This is a genomic window from Pseudohongiella spirulinae (assembly GCF_001444425.1).
Classification (GTDB): domain Bacteria; phylum Pseudomonadota; class Gammaproteobacteria; order Pseudomonadales; family Pseudohongiellaceae; genus Pseudohongiella; species Pseudohongiella spirulinae.
Genome location: NZ_CP013189.1, coordinates 2,414,817 through 2,437,953 on the forward strand (window position 1 = coordinate 2,414,817; position 23,137 = coordinate 2,437,953).

Here is a 23,137-nt window from a genome sequence, read left to right on the forward strand (position 1 = left end):
GACATGACCTCTTTAGCGAATGTCATATGCACACCTGAAGTTAAAGCATATCAATCACCCCTTTGCAGAAAAATTTCATTAGCAGTTTTATCCAATTTATTACAGTCAACTATGCAAACTGACTTTTCACGAACTATAGTGATTAATATGAAAACTGAAACATGCATCTGACAAAAGGATTCTGCTTATGCCTGGTTCTAACGCATCATCGCCCGAACGCGTCACACAAACATTTTCGGCCCGGCTTGAGGGACACTTTCTGACCCGTTATCACCTGGCGGAGTCGGAAGCCGACAGACAACGAAGGCGACTCTATCAATTGGCTGGTGAAAAATTCTGGCAGTCGCACAAAGATCTGGACTGGCGGACAATCGATACCCGGCAGCTACCGGAGCAGCCCGAAAATGATCCTCTGTGCGGCTTTGCCGCCTATGAAAAGCAGACTCCGGCGCTTCGCTGCCAGCTAAGCTGGCAACGCCACAGCATGGAGATCAGTGAAATTCTGCATGGCGAACAGGCCGCGCTGCTGGTCGCCTCGCAACTGGTATCGATGATTAAAGGCAGTGCCGGCAAGCTGTTTATCAGCACTCAGGTCAGTGATGAGGCACGCCATGTCGAATTCTTCAGTCACTATTTACGGGCCTGCAATCAGCCAGTCCATGAACCGAGCATCTACCTGCAGAAGATCATAACCCAGGCACTGGAAAGCGGCGTTCTGCCAATGAAACTGAGTATTTGTCATATCCTGATAGAAAGTCTGGCTTTGGCGCGGTTTCGTGAACTGCGAAAATTCAGCTGTTCACCCCTCATGTGCAAGGCCTTGAGTCTGATTCTGAATGATGAAGCCCGTCACGTGAATTTTGGCACCGACCTTTTAAAGGAGAGCTGTTTATCGATGCCAGACACCGAGAGGCAGCAACTTGGCTTGTCTCTTGTGCAAATGGCGCTGTCTTTAAGTAACAGTAATTTCGTTTGCCAGCGCATTGCCAGAGAACAGGGCTGGGATTGCGCACAGTTGAGGCGTCACCTTCGTCATTTTCACCTCAGCCGGCCGCAACTTGCCCAGTCCAGACTGCGGCAATTTACGCTGAATCTTCAGCAGGCGGGGCTGATGACAGCTGAAGCGCAGGCTCTGTTACAGAGCTTGCGCAGACCTACCAATGCCCGCCGGCTTGCTCTACAATCGGGCTGACATTCACATATGCGAGCAGTCAGACATGATCACTTCCCCCGATGCCAATATCCTTTATCAGGCCGATCAGGGCGTATTTACCCTGCAGATTCACCGCCCGGACAAAAAAAATGCGTTGACCCAGACCATGTATCAGGCGCTGGCAAAGGGCATTCAGGCGGCCGAGCAGGACGATGCCATTAAAGTGATCCTGATCCGTGGCGCGGAAGACTGTTTCACCAGCGGTAACGATGTGAATGACTTTGTGAAAGCGCCGGACACGGGCACCGAACGCCCCTCGGTGCAATTCATGAAAGCCATTGCCCATGCCGGCAAACCGGTCATTGCCGCCGTAGGAGGTCTGGCGATTGGTATCGGCACCACCCTGTTGCTGCACTGCGATCTGGTATACGCGGCAGAGGACGCCTTTTTTCAGCTGCCCTTTACCCGCCTGGGTCTGTGCCCTGAGGCCGGCTCCAGCGCCCTGTTACCGCAGATTCTGGGACATCAGCGCGCCAGTGAGCTGTTATTGCTGGGCGAGCGCTTCTCGGCCGCCAAGGCGCGTGAATACGGTATGGTCAATGAAGTACTGCCATCTGCCGGGTATCTGGGACACGCATTGGATAAGGCACACGAGATGGCAAAGCTTCCCGCTGATGCGGTGCAGACATCCAAGGCACTGATCAAGCGCAATCAGGCATCACCCATGAACGACACGATTCAGGCTGAGCTGCTGCAATTTGCACGTCTGCTGCAATCACCCGATGCCCAGGCTATTTTCCAGGCATTTCTGAACAAGAAAAAGTGAGAATTCAGCCGATCCTGGACAGCAGGAAGTCCCGGGCCGCATTAATACGTTGCGCCAGATAGTCTGAGCCTCCGCGATCAGGGTGCAGTTTTTGCATCAACCGCCGGTGAGCCGCGACTATTTGATCTTCAGTGGCACCCGGCGACAGACCCAGAATTTCGAGGGCCAACGTTTCATTCATGGAACCTTCGGCACTCGAATCCTCTCTGGCACCGTGTGCCGCACCGGCGTTTTCCTGCCAACCGGGATGCACCCGCTCCAGATAAGCCTCCAGAAGCTGCAGGGAATCAGCATCATGTTGGCAAGCCTGCGCCAGCTCGAGCAACTCAGTCAAAGTCAGAGCTGACAACCGTTGCCCTTGAAACATCCCTTTAAGCACTGTGCCATCCATTTGCCCTGTGCTGTGCGCCAGCTCCATGGCCAGCCAATCGGTATTGACACTCGAGCGACCTGAGCGTCGTCCACCGCCTGGCCCCGATGTACGCCGTCCCCGCAACCACGATGTCAACTGCAATAGCCAGTGTGCGTTTCGCAAGGCGAAAGTCAGAATAAAGATGGCAGGCGCGGCAAGTGCCTGTATCGGCAGGCGCCCCATCACAATCAGGATCAGCACCACCAGAAGCACGGCCGTTATCACGATCAACCAGCGAAACTGTTGCTGGTTAAGCGCATATTTGCGTTGAATACGAACCAGGCCCCAATAGGCAAGGACAGCCAACAGCAGCGGTGCGAGTAGTCGAAATATAAACACGGATTGTTAACCTGACAATTGATGACCCAGCAGTTTCACTGACGGGTGCGCTGTACGGCTGAAGTCCTGCAAGGCTTTTAAACCACCACTGGCGTATACCGCAACGGCTTTTAGCAGATCCCGCAATTGCCCGGCACTGGCATGATCAAAGGGCGAATAGGCGCCACCTGACAAACGCGCCATCTCAGTGAAGCAACGCCGCGCCGCATTGTCATGACCTTCCTGGAACAGGAACAGTGGCACTTTACGCAAACCCAGCTCACCAGCCTTCTGGCACAGCACATCCATGCTTTCCTCAACGCAGTCACCGATATAGACCACCGCGTGTACCTTTTCCTGACGCGTCTCTGACAGCACATGACGCAACAGGCGCTCAATCTTGGTCATGCCCGCCTGACAGCGAATGCCGGTCATTTGTTGCAGCAGCTGAGCAGAATCAGAGTACCAGTCACTGGCATAAAATTCAGATACGCCGCGAAAATAACTTAACTGCATGCTCAGGCCGCTGAGTGACTGAGCGCTGGAAAACATATCGGCCTGCAATTGCATGGCCTGATCCCACGTCGCCTCCCGCGACGCCGTGGCATCCAGTGCAAAAATCAACCGACCCGCGCGCCCCTGGGTATTGACTGCCGGCATACGCCGCACCTGCTCCAGAAATTGGCTGACCGCTGGCCGCTCGGCCACATGCTTGCCGGTCTCAGCCTTTACATCACCCATCTTGCGGATCAGGGATTTTAAATCACTTTTCATGATCTGCCTCCTGCTGTTGATCGTCATTTCGCGACAGCACATCCCTGGCGCTCTCGTAACCGAATTCAATCATCTCGTCGGCCCGATGAAAATCCAATACATCGCAGGCCGTGACCGGGATCTCTATCAAGATATCCGGGTAATAAGCCGCCATCTGATAGCGGGCAATTCTGTCCTGCATTGCCTCAAGCGATTTGCTCAATATATCGATAGCAGAGTCGCTGTCCTCACCCTGAGATTCCCAGCCCAGGCGCTGCCTGAAGCCATTCAGCAAGCCACGCAGGCCGCCCTCCGGTCCAGAGACAGACGCCGAAATATGTTTGGATGGCGAACGCTCAGCATGCTCTGGCGGCGACGAATTACCGTTTAAAGACACCACCATAATCTTTGAAGCCCCGATACGCTTCACGGGCGCCACCGGCAGCGGACTCATCAGTCCCCCATCAACCAGAGTGCAGCCCTCGTGCTGAACAGGCGTGAAAAACCCGGGTATGGCAATCGACGCCCGGATGGCATCAAACAAGGGCCCACTGTCCAGCCAGACCTCACGCCGGTGACCAATGTCGGAAGCGACTGCGGTAAAGGCAATATTCAGATCAGCAATATCCTTGTCGCCCACCAGCTCACTGAGCTTGTCCATCAGCCGGTCGCCTTTGAACAGCCCGGTGTTGGTGAAAGAAAAATCCAGCAACTTCCAGACGTCCGTTGCACTTAACTCTTTAACCCACTGCTCGTACTTGTCGAGTTTGCCTGCCGCATATAAACCACCAATCAGGGCGCCTATTGACGAGCCACTGACAGCGCAGATTTCATAACGGCTGCTTTCGTGAATGGCCCTGATAACACCGATATGGGCAAGGCCCCGGGCCCCGCCACTGCCCAGCACAAGGGATACCGGGATCTTAGTCTCACTCATGCACTGCTCCGACGCTCAGAATCCATGACACAAGATAGCACAATCAGATTGCCGACACGTGTTGTCAGCAGCACATCAGGGTTTATGGAAGATCACGCACACCCGGGTTCCCTCACCAACCACGCTCTGCAAGTCAATCTGCCAGCTCAACCGTTCACACAGTCGATGCACCAGGTTCAGCCCCAGTCCCGTGCCCTGCACCTTGGTGGTGAAACTGCGCTCGAAGACCCGTTGCAGATTCTCCGGCGCAATCCCATCGCCCGTGTCAGAAATACAGAGCGAATCCTTATCAATCTGCACATGGATTTGCCCATGGCTGGTGTGCTCCACCGCATTACGCAATAAATTGCTGATGACAATCTGCACCAGACTTTCCGGTTGATCCAAGTGTAATTCCCGTGTCGCAGTGAGCTCCACTTCAATATGTCGTTCCTGCAATTGCGGTTTTAATTCATCAATCAGATGATGAACAAGCGCTGCCACATCTGCACTACCTGAAGCATGCAGGGGCTGGGCCTCTTCCCGGGACAGCAACAGGCTGACCTCAATAAACCCCAGCATGTCGTAACAGGCTCGCTTGATGCGGTTAATGGCTCGTGACGAAGCTGCATGCGGGGCACCGTCATCGAGTTGCGATTCCAGAACCTCCACCGCCCCCGTCACCACTGACAATGGTGTTCGTAACTCGTGACTCGCCGCAGTGGTGAAATACTTTTCACGTGACACGAATCCGTCCAGCCGCTCCAGATAAGCATCGACTGCCTGCGCGATGCGCCCTACCTCATTGCCCGTAAACTCGGCGCTGAGTCGCACTCCGCGCTGCTGGGGCTGAATGGCGGCGATCCGTTCGGTCAAACGGCGCAGCGGCGACAAGACAGCGGCAGACGCCTTGAATGCCGACACCACAGCAATCACCAGAACCAGCACAATGCCGAGCACCAGCAACAGCAGAACCCAGTGCTCCTGATTCTCCCACTCGGTGATGTCGTAAGTCAGCACCGCCAGTGTGTCATCACTGACCTGCACCTGATAGTAACGATCTTCGACCCTGACGCTGTGATGCGAGCCCGGTGGCAATTCACTGAACACGACAGGCATGGTGCCCAGCGCGTCACCAGCATAAAGCGACCAGTCACGCAGCAGGCGTATATCCAGACTGGAAGGATCTGCATCCTCACTCAGAATCAGATTCAACTGCTCTTCGGCCATATGACCAAAAGCCACTGCTTCCAGCCGTGTTTTAATCTGCCACAAAGCCAGAGCGAACACACTGCTGATAAACGTGACCAGCAGTACTATTGCCAGAATCAGCCGGGCACGAAGACTGAGTGCCAACAGCCAGCGTGGAGACCTGAAAGCAGTCATCTTGGCAGCTCTCCCTCTGCAGGCTGAGCCAGGCGATAACCAGTCCCGTGCACTGTCTGCAGCAATTTTTCAGAAAATGGTTTATCAATGACCGCACGCAGCGCGTAGATATGTGTCCTCAGTATATCCTTATCCGGAGGGTCATCGCCCCAGACCTGTTGTTCCAGTTCATCCCGCGTCACTACCCGGTGAGAATTTCGCATCAGGATCTGCAGTAATTTGCGTTGAATCGGATTCAGCTCCAGAGCGACGCCTTCGCGCTGCGCGTGCAGGGTTTCCAGATCAAAACTCAAGGGACCAACGGTCAACACGTCAGAGCCTTCGCGACGCTGGTGACGGTTCACCAGTGCGTTCAGGCGCGCCTCCAGCTCACGAATGGAAAACGGCTTGACCAGATAATCGTCAGCGCCAGCCGCAAAACCCTGCAGCTTGTCGTCCAGTTGATCGCGTGCTGTCAGCATCAATATCGGTGGCCCGGCGCTGGACTGATCGCGCAGCGCCCGGCATACAGCAAAACCATCCATACCCGGCAGCATGACATCCAGCACGATGACGTCATAGCGATTCCGTGTCGCCAGTTCCAGTCCGCCACGACCTGTCACCGCAAAATCCAGCGTATAACCCAGCGGCTCAAGATAGTCGGCGATGTTTTCGGCAATATCCCGATTATCTTCCACGATCAATATATTCATGACTGTCCACCTTCGGTGTCTGTGCCTCAATTGTCACACGCGAATTGCAAAAAATATGTCAAATCCTTGCCCGTCGACAAAATTTCGACATTTGCACTCGTATACTTTGAAGGAAAGGTCCTATTTAAACTCGAAAGGAGTGACCGTGTGAAACACTCTGTTCTGTCAGCAAAGCCTCTAAAGCTGATTGCTTCAGCTCTGCTGACCCTCACCATCACCACCCAGGCGACTGGTATCGATCACGAGCCGCTGGAGCGCAGCAACCAGCTGGATGTGCAGACAGTCATGCAGCATGCTCTGCAAGCATCTCCGGAGCGTCTGTTAACCGATTCGGCCAGTGATCAGGCTTCAGCCTACCGTGCTATAGGACAACGCTGGATCGTCGGCAGTCCTTCGTTGGAAGCCAATATTATTAACGACTCGCTGATGAGCAATGTCGGCCAGCGCGAAATGGAAGCCGGCGTGCAGGTACAATTGTGGCGCCCGGGTGAACGCAGCGACGCCCGCCAGCGCGGCTCAGCTTACAACTCACGCAGCCAGGCCTGGCAGGCATGGTATCAACTGATGACTGCCGGTCGGGTGCGCGAATCGCTGGCCGAGCTGGAACGTGCAGATCTGGCCATGTCCAACGCCATAGTGGCCCAACAACATGCCAGCCGACTGCTCGAGATTACCAGACAACTGCAACAAGCTGGCAGTGCCGCCGAGATGGATGTATTACAGGCTGAAAGCCTGCTGTTGGCGGCTGACAAACAGGTGCTGGCAGCCGACGCCATGGTGGTCGACGCCGAACGCGAATACCAGATCCTCACCGGCGGCCTGACAGCCAGACCGGCGCAGGCTCTGCATGAGCAGCAATCCACCGACGAAGAAATCAGCAGCAATCACCCGTTGGTGCAACTGCTACAGGCGAATCTGCAGATCAGTGATGCCGCCATTCTGGACGCCGAGCGTCAGGCAAAAGGCAGCCCGTCTGTACAACTGGGTGTGCGCCGCGAGCGCGGCGACTTTGCCCAGCCCTATGTAGAAAGCGTGGGTATCAGCGTCTCCATCCCGCTGAGCAGCCGCCGTGTGGTTAACGCCAGCACCAGTGACGCGCGTGCCAGCCGCACGGAAGCTGAGGTGGCGCTGATTAATCAGATGCGCAGCCTGACCCAACAACTACATGAAGTGGAGCACGAGTTGCACACACTTGAGCAATCCCTGCCCCTGAGCGAACGCGAGCACGCACTGGCTCAGCGTCAATTGCAGATGGCAGAGACTGCCTACAGGAATGGCGAGGTCGACATGACTCATGTGGTTCGCATCATGCAGCAGGCCAGAGCAGCTGAAAACACCTTCCGCGAATTGCAATTACAGCAACAACACCTTATTTCCTCGTATAACCAGATTATCGGAGTCCTGCCATGAATCTCGCCCTGAAGCGCCTGCTGGCATACAGCCTGAGCAGTATTCTGCTGCCACTGAGCGGCACCCTGTCAGCCCAGGAATTCATCCCGGTATCAGATGATGAAATACGCGACCTGGCCATTTTATTTGCTCCGGCTACCCCGGTAGGCAATACCGACGGCGAGCAGGTGCCCGCCACCGTCATCGCCTCTCCGGATGCCAGTAACACGATACACAGCTGGTTTGAAGGTGTACTGAACCGCTGGCACGTTTCGCCGGGCGACTCAATCGAATCCGGCACGGCTATCGTCACACTGCGAAGTGAAGAGTTACTGTCAACGCAACAGGCTTTTCTCGCCGCACTGATTGCACAGTCCAGCGCCGAAGCGGCGCTGCAACGCGACGAAAACCTGTTTGACGCTGGCGTGATCGCCGCCGCGCGACTGGACGAAACCCGTCGTCAGTCTCAGCAGGCGGCGCTGGCAACGGGAGCCATCCGACAGCGCCTGCTCAGCGCCGGCCTGTCGGCCGCTGATCTGGACAATCTGACCCGTTCACAGCAGGCCACCGGCACCTACACGCTCCGGGCATCACAAAGCGGCACGCTGGTGCGCCGCCTGTCACAAGTAGGCGATTACATTGCCGATGGCAGCGCTGTTGCAGCAATCAACGGCGAGGAACTGCCCTGGTTGCAGGCACGGATACCCGCCTACCTGGCCGGGCAATTGAGCAATGGTCAAAGCATGCGTATTGCCGAGCAAAACGCCAGCCTGGCGCTGCGCCAGATTGACCAGCAGATTGATCCTCAAACACAGACCATCGGTGTGCTGGCGCAATTCACCGATAGCACAAGCTGGATGCCCGGCCAGATTCTGACGCTGATTCTGCCACCGGCGGACACCGGCATCCGCATTCCAGCCGGGTCAGTCGTGTTCAACGGTGCAGACACCACCATTTATGTCCGCCGCCAGGGCGGCGTGGAAGCCCGCACAGTCGAGCTGCAACCTGCCGGGCGCAATTATCTGGCTGTCAGTGGCATCAGCGCCGGCGAGGATATCGTCACCCAGGGTGCAGCCGTACTTAAGGGCATTCAGTTGGGACTGGGAGGAACGGAATAATGTTGTCCCGTCTCGTACAACTATCGCTGAGCCAGCGCCTGCTGACTGGCCTGCTGGCACTGTTGATCGCCGGATTCGGTATGCGGGCCTTGCTGCAATTGCCCATTGATGCCTTTCCGGATATTTCCCCCACGCAGGTCAAAATTATTATCAAGGCACCGGGCATGACGCCGGAAGAAGTTGAAGCGCTGATTACCCAGCCGGTCGAAGTGGAGCTGCTGGGCATACCCCGCAAAACCATTCTGCGCTCAATTTCCAAATACGCACTGAGTTCCATCACCCTGGATTTTGAAGAAGGCACTGATATTTACTGGGCGCGCCAGCAGGTTGCCGAACGACTGAATAATGTCTGGAGTGACCTGCCGGGTGACATCAGCGGTGGTCTGGCACCCATGAGCACTCCCCTGGGTGACATGTTCATGTTCACCGTTGAAAGTGACACCATGACCCTGGAAGAAAAGCGCTTCCTGATTGACTGGACCATTCGCCCGGCGTTGCGCACCGTGCCCGGTGTGGCCGATGTCAACGCGCTGGGTGGCTATGTACGCACCTATGAAGTGATACCCGACCCCGCTGCCATGGCCGCACTGAGTGTGAGTCACGAAGATCTGATCACAGCACTGGAAGTCAACAACAAAAACGACGGTGCCGGACGAGTTGATCAGGGTGAGGAAGCTCTGTTGGTGCGTGTATCCGGCGCGATTGGCAGCCTGCAGGATATTCGTGACATCCGCGTCACCAATACCCACGGTGACGTCGTACCGCTCTCGCGTGTGGCTGACGTGGCAGCCGGGACCATGGAACGCTACGGTTCAGTCACTGCCGATGGCACCGGCGAAGCGGTGCAGGCGCTGGTGATCGGTATGACCGGCGCTAACGCTCGCGAGGTGGTCAACGGCGTCAAGGCCAAAATGGCAGAAATCGAAACCACCCTGCCAGCGGGCACGCATTTCGATATCTTTTACGACCGCAGCATTCTGATTGGTGGCGCGGTCAATACCGTGACCAAGGCGCTGCTGGAAGCTGTCGCGCTGGTGGTGATTTTGCTGTTTCTCTTCCTTGGCAACATCCGCGCGGCAGTGACCGCTGCCATGATCCTGCCCTTCTCGGCACTGGTCACTTTTTTGCTGATGAACAGTGTTTCAATGACAGCCAACCTGATGAGTCTGGGCGGCCTGGTCATCGCCATCGGCATATTGGTCGACTCGGCAATTGTGGTGGTTGAAAACATTGTCGCCACCATGAGTCATCACAATAATCAGAACCGTCTGCCGCGCCTGCACGTGATCTTTCGAGCCGTCAAGTCGGTGGCTGTACCCGTCACCTCGGGCATTTTGATCATCATCATCGTCTTCCTGCCCCTGCTGTCGCTGGAAGGACTGGAAGGCAAGCTGTTCGGCCCGGTCACCATGACCATTGTATTTGCACTGATCGCCTCACTGACGCTGTCGCTGACTGTCATCCCGGTGGTTGCATCCTATCTGATCACCAAAGCCGAGCACGAAGATCCCTGGCTGGCCAGAAATCTGCTGAAGCTGTACACACCACTGCTGAAAAAAGCACTGGCCAAACCTTTGTACATCATCAGCGTGGCGGCTGCCCTGCTGGTCGCCACCGTGGCCATTTTTCCGATGGTCGGCAAAACCTTTATGCCCTCTATGGATGAGGGTGACATGATTGTGCAACTGGAGATGATACCTTCCATCAACCTGGAAACCTCCACCCGATTGGTCACTCAGATTGAACGCGCACTGCTGGCAGATATTCCGGAAATTCAGCGACTGGTCTCGCGTACCGGTTCTGACGAAATCGGCATGGACCCCATGGGTCTGAATGAGGTGGACATGTTCCTGCACCTGAAACCCATGCGTGAATGGCAGGTAGCGTCCAAGGAAGAGCTGGAAAACAACGTACGTGCCATCATGGATCGCTACCGCGGCATCAACTACGGCTTCACTATGCCGATTGATATGCGCGTTTCAGAGATGTTGACCGGTTCACGGGGCGATGTGGCCATCAAACTGTTCGGGACCGATCTGGACGACCTGAACCTGTATGCCCAGCGCATCTCGGACACCGTTGAATCCATCCCGGGCGCGGTCGATACAACCGCCACCCTGAATGAGGGTGCACAATATCTGCAGATCACCGTGGATCGCATCCGCGCCGGAGAATTGGGTCTGGATGCCGATCAATTGCAGCGCCGCCTGCGTGCGCAGATCGAAGGACTGAATGTTGGCACTGTGATTGAAGACGGCGCTCGGGTACCTTTGATGATCCGCTTTGACAAGGTGGGTGGCGACGGTGATGCCGCCATGCGCAACAATCTGATCAGTCTGCCGGATGGTGGCTATATTCCGTTGTCCAGCATCGCCACCATTGCGCGCGTTGAAGGTCCTGTCACCATTAACCGCGAAGATGGTCAACGTTTTGCCGTGGTGCGCACCAATGTGGAAGGCCGTGACCTGGTTGGTTTTGTGGATGAAGCCCGCCAGGCCATTGCCCAGCAGATTGATCTGCCGGAAGGTTACACGCTGGCCTGGGGCGGTGAGTTCGAAAACCAGCAGCGCGCTGCAGCACGCCTTGGCCTGGTAGTACCCGTTGCGCTGTTATTGATCGCACTGGTACTGTTTATGACATTTCATTCCATTAAGCAGACAGTCATCATTCTATCCAATATCCCCTTTGCCATGACCGGGGGGCTGATTGCACTGTGGCTGACAGGTGAGTTTCTGTCGGTACCGGCCTCGGTTGGCTTTATTGCCTTGCTGGGCATTGCGGTGCTGAACGGAGTGGTGATGATGTCTCACTTTAATCATCTGGCAGCCAAAGGCATGTCGGCTGCTGAAGTGGCCTTTGAAGGCGCGCTGCGAAGATTACGCCCCGTCATGATGACGGCATCCATCTGTGCCATAGGCCTGGTGCCCTTGTTATTGGCGACCGGCCCGGGTTCTGAAATCCAGAAACCACTGGCCATTGTGGTGATTGGCGGCCTGATCAGTTCAACCCTGCTGACGCTGTTCCTGCTGCCCATCATCTATCGACAGTTTCATAAAAAAGACAGCCTGGCAATGGCAGGAGAATCTGCATGAAAATACTTCTGGTCTTAAATATTCCACCAGCACTGGAAGATGACATGGTCGATTACCTGCTGGAAATGGAGGAAGTCCGCGGTTTCACCTCATTTGCAGCCCAGGGCCATGGCGGCGGCGAGCAGCTGACCGTCACTGAGCAGGTCAGCGGCCGCCGCAAACGGGTTCAATTTGAAATCATCATTGACGAAGACATTGCAGACAGGGTTATCGCGGGCCTTTCAACCCGCGTCGGCAAGGACATTGCCTACTGGCAACTGCCGGTAAGTGGCATTGGCCATACCTGAGTCAGTTCCGCGGTGGTTGACGGAAAACTTTCTTGCCAGAAATCATCGCGGAAACCAGACCGTTTCCATGGCGGATTTCCTCAACCACCACCGCCAGTACATGCAGAAACACAGCCACCAGCATCACCCAGAAAAATAACTTGTGGATATAGATAAATGGTTCGCGGAACTGACGCATGGCTGCGTAGCCTTCCGGATCCAGCATTTCCTTGGCGCCGGGCACCAACCCCACCAATTGACTGTGATCTTCTCCAGCCCCTGTTGCCCACTCGGCAAACTCGTGCCCAAAAGGCGGAAAATACAGATCAGTGCCAGCCAACACCAGACCCGTCGTCATTTGCCCGACCAGCAGCACATACAAAGCCAGCAACATTAATTTGGCGGCCGGATTGTGCCCACGATATTCAGGCGCCTGCCCCGTGCGAATACCACGCAGCCATTCCTTTAACTCGCCAGGATAAGCCCGGCGGAACGGCATCACCGCTCCCCAGCGCGCCGTGCTGCTGCCCACAAACCCCCAAACCAGCCGCCACAGCAGATTGAATGCAAACACATAACCCACATAGGCATGCATGATCTTGAGCGTTATTTTACCCTCACTACTGATGCCTAACAGGTTCGCATACAGGATGGTCGACCCGATGATCATCAAGGCCAGGACACACAGTACATTGACCCAATGGAATATTCTGATGGAACGATCCCACACTTTCTCTTCATAGAGCCGGTTTTCAGTCGTCATGTGTTCCACTCCTGTTGTGGTCGTTTAAACCATTTTCGCGGGGATATATGTCGGGCGCATGAACGGAATCAAACAGCAAACAAACTGCGTTGCAGGCGCTGTTAACCTGCAGGAAACCAGTGACGGGTTCGATTAGCAAAGGCCACCAGTGACAACATGACGGGCACCTCAACCAACACACCAACCACTGTCACCAATGCTGCGCCGGAATTGAGACCAAACAAGCCGATAGCTACCGCAACCGCCAACTCGAAAAAATTGGATGTACCGATCAACGCGCATGGTGCCGCGACGTTAAAGGGTACCTTCCAGAGTTTCGCGGCGATGTAGGCAATCGCGAACATACCGTATGACTGTATCAACAAAGGTACGGCGATTAGTCCAATCAATAAGGGCTGAGCCAGAATCACCTGCCCCTGAAAGCCAAACAACAGCACAACGGTGGCAAGCAGCCCCAATACCGACAAGGGTTTTACCCTTGCGGTAAACCGTGACACTGCTGCTTCCGCTTCATCAGCATTCCGGGCCCGACGACTCAGTCGCTGACGCGTGATCACGCCCGCCAGCAGAGGAATCACAACATAAAGCCCAACTGACAGCAGTAATGTTGCCCATGGCACCTCTATGTCAGTTACTCCCAACAGCAATGCAACTATCGGCGCAAAAGCGAAGATCATGATGACATCGTTAAGCGCGACCTGCGCCAGTGTGTAGTTGGGGTCGCCCCGGGTCAATTGCGACCAGACAAATACCATGGCCGTGCAGGGTGCTGCACCCAACAGAATCAGTCCGGCGATATACTGACTGGCGTTGGCAGGATCAATCAGATCAACAAACAAGGTATGGAAGAACAAAACACCAAGCGCCGCCATCGTGAAGGGTTTGATCAGCCAGTTGACTGTCAGGGTGATAATCAGTCCCTTGGGGCGCTCATGCACACGCCGCAGACTGCCGAAATCCACAGCCACCATCATTGGGTAGACCATGAACCAGATCAACGCAGCGACCAGAAAATTCACTGAGCCGTATTCCAAAGCGGCCAGAGCCTGAAACAGATCAGGCAGAAGGATGCCCAGGGCAATGCCTGCTGCAATACAAAGTGCTACCCAGACTGAGAGATAACGCTCAAAAAAACTGATGCCTTGATTTTCGCTCATACGTCAAAACTACAACTATTACTAAAATATCTCAATTGAATACGAAATAACTACGTCGCAAAAAGCCCCGCTCCCCTTTATGTACGATATTTTTACGATATTTTTACGCAACAGTACTGTCTTATGAATCGATTATTTACATCGTCTGGCGTTATGCTTTGACTATGTGGAGATTATTCAGCCCAATTCTGTTCGTTTGCGGCTTGCTGCTACTGGCAATGGCGTTTTTGATGCTTGTTGTGGCTGGTTTTGCATGGATTCGCCTTGATCCCGAGGCAACCATCTTTCTTGCCTCAGCAGCACTGACGGGAGTCTCCGGGCTGGCTCTGATCATTCCAACTCACGGCGCCAAATTCAATCTGGTCGCCCGCCAGCTGTATCTTCTGACATCTGCCTGCTGGTTTACGATATCGCTTGCCGGCGCACTGCCCCTGTTTTTCAGCCACTTTGAGCTGACTTTTACCGATGCCGTTTTTGAGGCCGTATCGGGCATCACCACCACAGGTTCAACCATCCTGTCTGGTCTGGAGCACCTGCCAGCCAGTCTGTTGTTGTGGCGCTCTCTGCTGCAGTGGATCGGAGGTCTGGGCGTCATTGGCATGGCCGTGTCCATCCTGCCCTTCCTGCAGGTTGGGGGCATGCGCCTGTTTCAGACAGAATCATCCGACTGGTCAGATAAATCAATGCCCCGCATCCAGAATCTCGCCCGTTTCCTGCTGGCCACCTATGCCGCTCTGACGATCGCCTGCGCACTGGCTTACTGGGCCAGTGGCATGAGTATTTTTGATGCCATCAACCACGCCATGACCACCGTTTCAACTGGAGGCTACGCAACCGATGACCGCTCCATGGGGCGCTTTGATTTAAATATTCTGTGGGTCGGCATTATATTCATGCTGCTTGGCGCCACGCCATTCACAATGATCATCGCCTTCCTGCGCAGGCCTGATTTATCGCTATTAAAGAATTCACAGTGGTTATCGTTGCTTGGCATTGTTGCAACGGTTTCAATTGTGCTTGGCACGTGGCTGTGGTCTCAATCGCGTTTCACCTCATTTGAAGCCTACACTCAGGCAACCTTCAACCTGGTGTCTGTGATCACCACAACCGGTTATGCGTCTGCTGATTACACGACCTGGGGCAATTTCAGCATTGTGCTGTTTTTTCTGGTCATGTTTATTGGCGGCTGTTCCGGGTCGACCAGTGGTGGACTCAAAGTATTCAGGTTTCAGCTAGGTTATCTGTTTATGCGAAATCAGTTCCGCAAACTGGTGCATCCGCAGGGTATGTTTGTCACGCAATATAACAACAAGGTGGTGACCGATGATATTGTCTTGTCAGCAGTCGCATTCACGTTTTTATTCTTTATCTGTCTGGCCGTATTAACGTTGATACTCGGCTTACTGGGGCTGGACCTGGTCACAGCCCTGTCGGCTTCTGCCACAGCATTAACCAATGTAGGACCCGGACTGGGACCTGTTATCGGTCCGGCCGGAAATTTTGCCCCGCTGCCCGATACGGCCAAGTGGCTGCTAAGCTTTGCCATGATTCTGGGCAGACTGGAATTGATGACCGTGATGGTGCTGTTCGCACCGGTATTCTGGCGAGACTGACAATATGCACTTTCGGTTAACTGACAAGTTGAACTGGCGTCTCTGGGTACTGCCGTGGCTGAGCCCGCTCATGGCGACAGCATTCGCTATGGCTCTGAGACCGGTGTTTGCAACACCTAATCTGGCCATGATCTATCTGGTGGCTGTTCTGATAACGGCTGTCAGCACCAGCATCCGTCCCGCACTGATTTGTGCCGTCTTGAGTTTTATCAGTTACAATTTCTTTCTGACCGAGCCCTATTATTCTCTGCTCATCTCGCACCGCGAGGATCTGCTGACCGGCCTCATGCTGATCGCCGTAGCGCTGATCACAGCCCCCCTGACAGCACGTTTGAGCGAGCAGCTGGAAGCCCTGCGAGCAAGCGAAAGCTGGAGTATGCAACAGATGCAGGCTGCCAGCCTGTTTTCAGGGCTTGCCAATGCTGAGGAAATTATCCGCATACTCAAGAATGAATTGCATAACGCACTTCACTGGCATGTCACCAGCCATGACACCACCCGACAACACAAGGACACTGTCGAGCAGTCTTGCGACATACTGATCACCGAAGACCCCGCTGGATTCAGCATCGCTTTCTGGGATCACAACAGACAGTGCGCCGCCATACTGAGACTGGCAGCCACCAGCCCCGTGCAGGACTGGCATCGCGAACGCGTTGATGCGCTGGTAAAACTTGCCCGACTGGCATGGACCCGTGTGCAACTGACCGACTCCTTGCGACAGGAAACACTTGAGAAGGAACGTGAACAGCTGCGCTCGGCTCTGCTGTCCTCCATATCCCATGATCTGAGGACACCTTTGTCAGCCATGATCGGCTCGGTTTCCAGTCTGATCGATCTGGCTGACTCACTGAATCAGTCTCAGCGCGACGAACTGCTAAACAATACCCTGAGCGAAGCCCGCCGCCTTGATCGCTATATCCAGAAGCTGCTGGATATGACCCGTCTTGGCCACGGCGAACTGTCACTGGATCGTGACTGGATTGGACTGGACGATATCATCAGCGTGGTTTTGCGGCGCGGCCAATCCCTTCTGGGTGGAATCCGCATCCGCGTTGAGATGCCGGAGGATATGCCTCTACTGCATGTCCACCCTGCTCTCATTGAACAGGCCATCTTCAATGTACTGGAAAATGCCATCCGTTTTTCGCCACCCAATGGGGAAATTTCTTTGACGGCATCCAGTAATGATGATTGCCTGGATCTTGACATACACGATGAAGGTCCGGGCATTGCAACTGAGGACAGCGAACGGGTATTCGACATGTTCCACTCCGTCAGTCACGGCGATCAGATGCAAGCCGGAACAGGCCTGGGGCTGACTATCTGTCGCAGCATTCTTGTGGCTCATGGCGGACAAGTCAGCGTACTGCCGAGCAATCCGCAGTCAACGGGAACAACTTTCCGCATCAGCCTGCCCATCCATGTTCCCACAGAGCTGCCGAAGGAGGATCAGTAATGTTCTCGATTCAGGTGATCGACGATGAGCCCCAGATCCGGCGCTTTCTGACTATCTGTCTGGAATCTCAGGGCTATCGAGTCCTGCTGACGGAAACTGCAAGGCAGGGGCTGGAATCGGTGGCATTAAAAAGCCCTGACCTGGTGATCATGGATCTGGGCCTGCCGGATATGGATGGGCAGGAACTGCTGCTACAACTCAGAGAATTTTACAAGGGACCGGTTCTGGTGCTGTCTGTGAGAAATACGGAAAAAGAAAAAGTATCAGCACTGGACCGGGGCGCTAACGACTACATTGAAAAACCATTTGGTGCCAATGAACTACTGGCACGGATCAGATCATTGTTGCGAACATTTGCCAACATCGAGGTACCTGCCACGCAATATGACGATGGCCACCTGCAGGTCGATATGGCGAGTCGGCGTGTTTGCTTATCCGGAAAAGAAATACACCTGTCACGAAAAGAATTTGAACTGCTGCAATTGTTGATCGCCCACCAGGGGCGGATTATCACCCAGCAACACCTGCTGAAAACGCTATGGGGACCCAGTCATGCAGAGGATACACACTACCTGCGAATTTTCATTGGCCGACTGCGAGCCAAACTTGGTGACAACCCTACACAACCAAGATACATCGAAACCGAAGCAGGCGTCGGCTACCGTTTCATGGGCCAGGGGTAATTCAGTATGCGAATAATCATTCTGGGCGCTGGCCGGGTTGGCGGCACACTGGCAGAACACCTTGCCGGTGAAGCGAATGACATCACCGTGGTAGACAACGATGAGCGTGTTCTGCAGGCCTTGCAGGACAAGCTGAATGTGCGGGTGGTGGTGGGTTCAGCCTCGCTGCCGGGCGTTCTAAGGCAAGCCGGCGCGGATGACGCGGATATGCTGATCGCCGTCACCAGCAGCGACGAAATCAACATGATTGCCTGCCAGGTGGCAATGACATTTTTTCAGGTCCCCAGAAAAATCGCGCGAGTACGTGAGGCCGATTATCTGTCAGCAGAGCAGTCCCTTTTTACCGAAAAAGGTGTTCCGGTTGACGTGCTGATCAGTCCGGAGAACCTGGTAACTGAGCGTCTGGAACATTTGCTGGAGTATCCGGGCGCACTTCAGGTACTGGACTTTGCTGACGGCCGCTTGCAACTGGTGGCCGTCAGAGCCAGTTTTGGTGGAGCCCTGACCGGGCGCCAGATAGCAGAACTACGTCAACATATTGCCGACTACGACATGCGAATTGCTGCGGTTTTTCGCCAGGAGCAGGCCATTGCTCCCAGTGGCACAACTGTGCTGGAAGCGGGCGACGAGGTATTCTTCGTCGCCGCCAAGAAGCACATCAGGCAAATCCTTAACAAGCTGACACCGGAAACCGAACACTACCACCGCATCATGATCGCCGGTGGCGGACATATCGGCGAACGACTGGCCGAGCATATACAGGGCAACTATCGCGTTAAATTGATCGAGTTCTCTGAACAACGCTGCAAGGCGCTGTCTGTGCGTCTGAAACGCACGACCGTCCTGCATGGCAGCGCCACCGACAAAGAGTTGTTGGTGTCCGAAGGCATCGAAAAGACAGACGTCTTTCTGGCACTGACCAATGATGATGAAACCAACATCATGGCATCCATGCTGGCGAAAAAGTCAGGTGCCAGAATGGCCATTACCCTGATCAATAACCCGGTTTACGTTGACCTGATTCAAGGCGGTACCATCGACATCGCGCTGTCACCACAGCAGTCCACCATCGGCGCGTTGCTGACCCACGTCAGGCGCGGCGATGTGGCGGCGGTGCATTCATTGCGGCGCGGCGCGGCAGAAGCACTTGAGGCAGTAGCACATGGCAGCCGTGAAACCTCACACGTGGTCGGCCGTGCTATCGGTGAATTGAACTTGCCTGCGGGAGCCGTCGTTGGTGCCCTGGTCAGAGGAGCTGATGTGCTGATTGCTCACGATGACCTCGTCATTGAAGATGGCGACCACGTAATCGTATTTGTCGCCGACAGAAGGGCACTGAAGCAGGTTGAACAACTGTTTCAGGTTGCGCTTAATTTCTTCTAGGGCTCCGGCAGCCGGTTATCAGCCGTCTGTCACCAAACTGTTAAACAAACTACATCAAACCGTCACAACAGCGTCATAACATATGTCTCCGATAACAAGAACGATACATTCATTCTTAGATTTCGGAGTTAACACATGCAGAATTCCCACAGATTCACGCCGCACAAGTTACTGGTCGCGATGCTGATGGCCAGCGCCGGCACTGGCGCTGTTGCGCAGACCACAGAGTTGGAAGAAATTCTGGTATTCGGCCAACGTGCCGCTCAGAACAAGGCGCTGGACGAATACCGTCGCGCCAACTCCATTACCAACTACATTGCTGCCGACGACATGGGTCAGTTCGTTGACCAGAACGTGGCAGAGTCCCTGCAGCGCCTGCCTGGCATTTCCATCTCCCGCGACCAGGGCGAAGGCCGTTTTGTCAGCGTCCGTGGTATTGATGCAGGTCTGAGCACCGTCACCATCAATGGCATGCGCATTGGCACACCGGAAGACGGTTCACGCGCAGTGCCCCTGGATGTGATTCCCACCGGCTCGGTAGAATTGCTGGAAGTGACCAAGGTACCGACGCCAGACATGCCGGGCGATGCTATTGGCGGATCGGTCAATGTGCGCTCAGCCTCTGCCTTTGATCGTGAAGGCCAACAACTGGCATATCGCGCTGAGGCTTCTTACAACGAACTGAGTGGCGAAACCAGCCCCAAGGGTCAGATTGACTTCAGCGACGTCTACAGCGCCTTCGGTGGCACCGAGAATCTGGGCGTAACCTTTGGCCTGAACTACACCGAGCGCCAGATGGAGTCTGACAACGTTGAAGCGGAATACGATTTTCTGGACTTCAATGGCAGTGACGTCTTCTCCGTTATCGAACTGCAGGAGCGCAAGTATGACCTGGCCCGTGAACGCACTGGGGCCAACCTGAATCTGGAATACCGCCCTGATGACCGGACGCGCCTGCACGCATCAACGGTTTACAGTAACTTCAAAGATGCAGAAACGCGCCAGCGTACCATTTACGTGTTTGAAGATGGCGATCTGACCAGCTTTAACGGCTCTGCTGCTGTTTACGAAGACATTGATGAAGACGGCTTCCGTCGTCGTATCCGCTTCCGTACCAAGGACCAGGATACACTGGCCTTTAATGCCGGGGGTGAGCACGACTTTTCGCAGTGGCGCCTGGACTACAACGTCGGCATCTCTGATACCAAAGAGCGTGTGCTGGATGAAAAGGAAGGCCGTTTTGAAAAAACCGGTGACGCCCTGAACGCTGATGTGCTGATCGGTGGTGGACTGCCCTCATTTACCATTCGCAACGGCAATGCGGTCACCCGCGAGCACCTGATCAACAGCAACTATGAGCTGGACCGGGTTGTGGTTGAACCCATCCTGGTTGACGACCGGGATGTGAACTTCAACATCAATATGGAAGTACCGGAAGCGTTTGGCATCAATACACTGACCGTGAAAGCCGGCCTGGACGGTCGCTTTAAAGAAAAAGACATCAACGTCGATGAGATCGAACTGCGCCGCACGCCTGATGTCAATCTGGCCCAATTCACCACCAACCCTTACTCGCATGGTCTGGCAGATATGGGTGAAGGCATCAGCTCCGCAGGCTTCATGAGTTTCTATGATCAAAACCAGAGCCTGTTCACGGCGCGCCCGCAGGATGTGGACGAAAATACCGAGCTGTCACTGTCGCAGGATTTCGTCGCTGATGAAGACGTCACAGCCGCCTATATGATGGGCACCTGGGAACTGGATCGTCTGCGCATCATCGCTGGTGGCCGGGTCGAGCGCACTGAATACAGTGCCCGCGGTAACGAGCTGGTCTACGGTGTGGATGGCTCGCTGAGCGTGAACGCCCGCAATGTCAATTCCAAATACACTGACTTCCTGCCGGGACTGCATGTGCGTTACGAGCCGACTGACGATCTGGTGATCCGCGCAGCCTGGAGCAACACCATTGCCAGACCATCCTTCGGTGATATTTCGCCCCGCTCGGTGGTCGACCGCGACCGGCTGAGAATCGATGCCGGCAACCCGGATCTGGATCCTTACAAAGCCACCAACTTTGACCTGCTTGCCGATTGGTACTTCGGCGATTCAGGTGTGGTCTCAGCCGGGGTGTTCTACAAGGACATCGAAGACTACATCGTGGAGTTCACTTCACGTAACAACCCGGCGTTTGGCGGCTATGATGTCACCCAGCCAATCAACGGCACCGAAGCCTCAGTAAAGGGCATCGAGTTCAATGCTCAGCAGGGACTGGAAATCTTCAGTGAATCGCTGACCGGCCTGCTGGCTGGCGTGAATGTCACCCTGCTGGATACTGAGCTGAAACTGTCTCAGCGGACAGGTGAAAACTTCATGCTGCCCGCGGCGGCTGAAGAGTCCGGCAATATCTACATCGGCTACGAAAACGAGCGCTTCAGCACCCGCCTGAGCGCCACCTATCGTGGCAAGATGCTGGATGAAGTGGGTGATGACACCAACTTTGACATCTACGTTGCTTCTCACACGCAGGTGGATCTAACGGCGTCCTATCGTTTCAGTGATCGACTTGAGCTGGTAGCAGAGTTGATCAATCTGACCGACGAACCACTGGAGCTGTATCAGGGTTCCAAAGGTTACACGCTGCAATTGGAAGAGTACGGTCCGACGTTTGCCTTTGGTATCAAAGGTCGTTTCTGATCTGCCACTGGAGTTAACGATGACAATGCCCGGTCTATTGACCGGGCATTTTTCAGCACAGTTGCACTCTGCCGGTCTGTCTTGAAATCTGCCCACTACGCTCAAGGCGCGCCAGACTCCGATAGACTGCCTCTTTGGTCAGCCCCAGCTCTTCGGAGATGGTCGTCCAGGGCCGATCAATTTCAATCGTCAAATCATCTGTCCTGGCCCGCAAACGGAGCCAGGCTAACAGGCGATCGTCCGCCGAGCGGATATCTCTCAGGCTTAACATGGCCCGCATCTCCCGGACCTGGGCAGCCAGTAAACGGCTGAATGCAAGATGCAAATCACTGCGTTCGCTCATCACCTGCAACAACTCTTCGGCATCCAGACTGATTACGGTACTGTCGAGCTCAGCCAATGCATGACAATGATAATGACTGGCAAACAGCGAGGCTTCAGCAAAGGCTTCGTTCTCGCCAGCCACATGCAGTGTCACGCTAGAGCCATCCGGCAGGTCTCTGAAAAGGCGCACTCGCCCTGTCTCTACCGCAAAAATGGCTTTTGCCGGTTGCTGCTGGCGAAACAAGAATGTACCACGAGTTACGGACTTGTGACTCACAGCACGACGCGGCAGTTCCGCAATTATCTGATGAAGTTTGTTTTGCATATGATCGAAATCATAAAAATTCAGGGTTGACGCAGCGTAAACTAGCGATGTTTTCAATACAAGCCAGGCAACAGGAGGCACCCAATGAATAGCCGGAAAATAGTCTTTATATCAGCCGTGATCGGCATACTGAGCACTCCCTTGCTGGCAGTTGCACAACATGACCAGCATACCAGTCACAACCATATGGCACAGCATGCGCAGCAAATCAGCACGGTTACCGCATGGCTGGCAAGCACATCAGAGATACCCGACGGGTTGATTCTGACAGTAACTGCCATCGAACCGGCAGATACTGTAAAAATCCGCGGCCTGGGTTTTGCCGGGTTTATGGTGCAGGGCAATCACCATCAGCCCCATCACTTGATGATGGCAACCAGTGCGTTTGGACATCACCACTGATCCATCGGGCCTG

20 protein-coding genes are annotated in these 23,137 nt (G+C 54.7%); 12 read left to right on the top strand and 8 right to left on the bottom strand.

What is annotated here, in order from left to right; all coding sequences use genetic code 11:
- The first annotated feature begins 187 nt into the window (after window positions 1-187).
- Together PS2015_RS11095 and PS2015_RS11100 are read left to right on the top strand one after the other, a co-directional pair.
- A complete protein-coding gene (locus tag PS2015_RS11095; protein WP_058022305.1) occupies window positions 188-1,192 on the top strand; it encodes a ferritin-like domain-containing protein in 1,005 nt (334 codons plus the stop codon).
- Between the two features lie 25 nt (window positions 1,193-1,217).
- Complete coding sequence (locus tag PS2015_RS11100; RefSeq protein ID WP_058023295.1) at window positions 1,218-1,979, top strand: enoyl-CoA hydratase; 762 nt, start codon at window positions 1,218-1,220, stop codon at window positions 1,977-1,979.
- 4 nt (window positions 1,980-1,983) lie between these two features.
- On the opposite strand, the gene PS2015_RS11105 is transcribed toward PS2015_RS11100, so the two are convergent.
- The 5 genes from PS2015_RS11105 to PS2015_RS11125 form a co-directional block, all read right to left on the bottom strand.
- The gene (locus tag PS2015_RS11105) at window positions 1,984-2,730 is read right to left on the bottom strand and encodes a DnaJ domain-containing protein (RefSeq protein ID WP_058022306.1); all 747 of its coding nucleotides are present in this window, start codon (window positions 2,728-2,730) and stop codon (window positions 1,984-1,986) included.
- Window positions 2,731-2,736: 6 nt separating this feature from the next.
- Window positions 2,737-3,483, bottom strand: coding sequence for a VWA domain-containing protein (locus tag PS2015_RS11110; RefSeq protein ID WP_237113317.1), 747 nt, complete (start codon window positions 3,481-3,483; stop codon window positions 2,737-2,739).
- Window positions 3,473-4,399 carry a patatin-like phospholipase family protein gene (locus PS2015_RS11115; RefSeq protein WP_058022307.1) on the bottom strand — a complete coding sequence of 309 codons (927 nt, stop codon included), beginning with the start codon at window positions 4,397-4,399 and terminating at the stop codon, window positions 3,473-3,475. The genes PS2015_RS11110 and PS2015_RS11115 overlap by 11 nt, the downstream gene beginning before the upstream one ends.
- A 75-nt stretch (window positions 4,400-4,474) precedes the next feature.
- Complete coding sequence (locus tag PS2015_RS11120) at window positions 4,475-5,764, bottom strand: sensor histidine kinase (protein ID WP_058022308.1); 1,290 nt, start codon at window positions 5,762-5,764, stop codon at window positions 4,475-4,477.
- Window positions 5,761-6,456 (bottom strand): response regulator transcription factor, encoded by a 696-nt coding sequence (locus PS2015_RS11125; protein WP_058022309.1) that lies wholly within the window; start codon window positions 6,454-6,456, stop codon window positions 5,761-5,763. The genes PS2015_RS11120 and PS2015_RS11125 overlap by 4 nt, the downstream gene beginning before the upstream one ends.
- Window positions 6,457-6,603: 147 nt before the next feature.
- On the opposite strand from PS2015_RS11125, the gene PS2015_RS11130 reads away from it, so the two are divergent.
- From PS2015_RS11130 to PS2015_RS11145, 4 genes are read left to right on the top strand one after another with little or no spacing between them, the layout of a single operon-like run.
- A complete protein-coding gene (locus PS2015_RS11130) occupies window positions 6,604-7,866 on the top strand; it encodes a TolC family protein (RefSeq protein WP_058022310.1) in 1,263 nt (420 codons plus the stop codon).
- Window positions 7,863-8,963: an efflux RND transporter periplasmic adaptor subunit gene (locus PS2015_RS11135; RefSeq protein WP_058022311.1), complete on the top strand. Its 1,101-nt coding sequence runs from the start codon at window positions 7,863-7,865 to the stop codon at window positions 8,961-8,963. The genes PS2015_RS11130 and PS2015_RS11135 overlap by 4 nt, the downstream gene beginning before the upstream one ends.
- Entirely contained in the window at window positions 8,963-12,055 is a 3,093-nt protein-coding gene (locus PS2015_RS11140) for an efflux RND transporter permease subunit (RefSeq protein ID WP_082628102.1), read from the top strand. Before PS2015_RS11135 ends, PS2015_RS11140 begins: the two co-directional genes overlap by 1 nt.
- Entirely contained in the window at window positions 12,052-12,342 is a 291-nt protein-coding gene (locus PS2015_RS11145; RefSeq protein WP_058022312.1) for a DUF3240 family protein, read from the top strand. Before PS2015_RS11140 ends, PS2015_RS11145 begins: the two co-directional genes overlap by 4 nt.
- A gap of 1 nt (window position 12,343) precedes the next feature.
- Here the strand turns inward: PS2015_RS11145 and PS2015_RS11150 are convergent, their stop codons facing one another.
- Together PS2015_RS11150 and arsB are read right to left on the bottom strand one after the other, a co-directional pair.
- Window positions 12,344-13,084 (bottom strand): cytochrome b/b6 domain-containing protein, encoded by a 741-nt coding sequence (locus PS2015_RS11150; RefSeq protein ID WP_058022313.1) that lies wholly within the window; start codon window positions 13,082-13,084, stop codon window positions 12,344-12,346.
- 101 nt (window positions 13,085-13,185) lie between these two features.
- Entirely contained in the window at window positions 13,186-14,241 is a 1,056-nt protein-coding gene (gene arsB, locus PS2015_RS11155) for an ACR3 family arsenite efflux transporter (RefSeq protein WP_058022314.1), read from the bottom strand.
- Window positions 14,242-14,405: 164 nt separating this feature from the next.
- On the opposite strand from arsB, the gene PS2015_RS11160 reads away from it, so the two are divergent.
- From PS2015_RS11160 to PS2015_RS11180, 5 genes are all read left to right on the top strand, one after another.
- Entirely contained in the window at window positions 14,406-15,854 is a 1,449-nt protein-coding gene (locus tag PS2015_RS11160) for a TrkH family potassium uptake protein (RefSeq protein WP_058022315.1), read from the top strand.
- A gap of 4 nt (window positions 15,855-15,858) precedes the next feature.
- Window positions 15,859-17,313, top strand: coding sequence for a sensor histidine kinase (locus PS2015_RS11165; RefSeq protein ID WP_058022316.1), 1,455 nt, complete (start codon window positions 15,859-15,861; stop codon window positions 17,311-17,313).
- Complete coding sequence (locus tag PS2015_RS11170; protein ID WP_058022317.1) at window positions 17,313-17,996, top strand: response regulator; 684 nt, start codon at window positions 17,313-17,315, stop codon at window positions 17,994-17,996. Before PS2015_RS11165 ends, PS2015_RS11170 begins: the two co-directional genes overlap by 1 nt.
- Before the next feature lie 6 nt (window positions 17,997-18,002).
- Window positions 18,003-19,379, top strand: coding sequence for a Trk system potassium transporter TrkA (gene trkA, locus PS2015_RS11175; protein WP_058022318.1), 1,377 nt, complete (start codon window positions 18,003-18,005; stop codon window positions 19,377-19,379).
- Window positions 19,380-19,514: 135 nt separating this feature from the next.
- Window positions 19,515-22,073, top strand: a complete 2,559-nt coding sequence (locus PS2015_RS11180; protein WP_058022319.1) for a TonB-dependent receptor — start codon at window positions 19,515-19,517, stop codon at window positions 22,071-22,073.
- A gap of 52 nt (window positions 22,074-22,125) precedes the next feature.
- On the opposite strand, the gene PS2015_RS11185 is transcribed toward PS2015_RS11180, so the two are convergent.
- Window positions 22,126-22,722 carry a Crp/Fnr family transcriptional regulator gene (locus PS2015_RS11185; RefSeq protein ID WP_156412723.1) on the bottom strand — a complete coding sequence of 199 codons (597 nt, stop codon included), beginning with the start codon at window positions 22,720-22,722 and terminating at the stop codon, window positions 22,126-22,128.
- A gap of 84 nt (window positions 22,723-22,806) precedes the next feature.
- Between PS2015_RS11185 and PS2015_RS11190 the strand changes: the two genes are divergently transcribed.
- Window positions 22,807-23,124, top strand: a complete 318-nt coding sequence (locus tag PS2015_RS11190; protein WP_058022321.1) for a hypothetical protein — start codon at window positions 22,807-22,809, stop codon at window positions 23,122-23,124.
- Window positions 23,125-23,137: the final 13 nt, after the last annotated feature.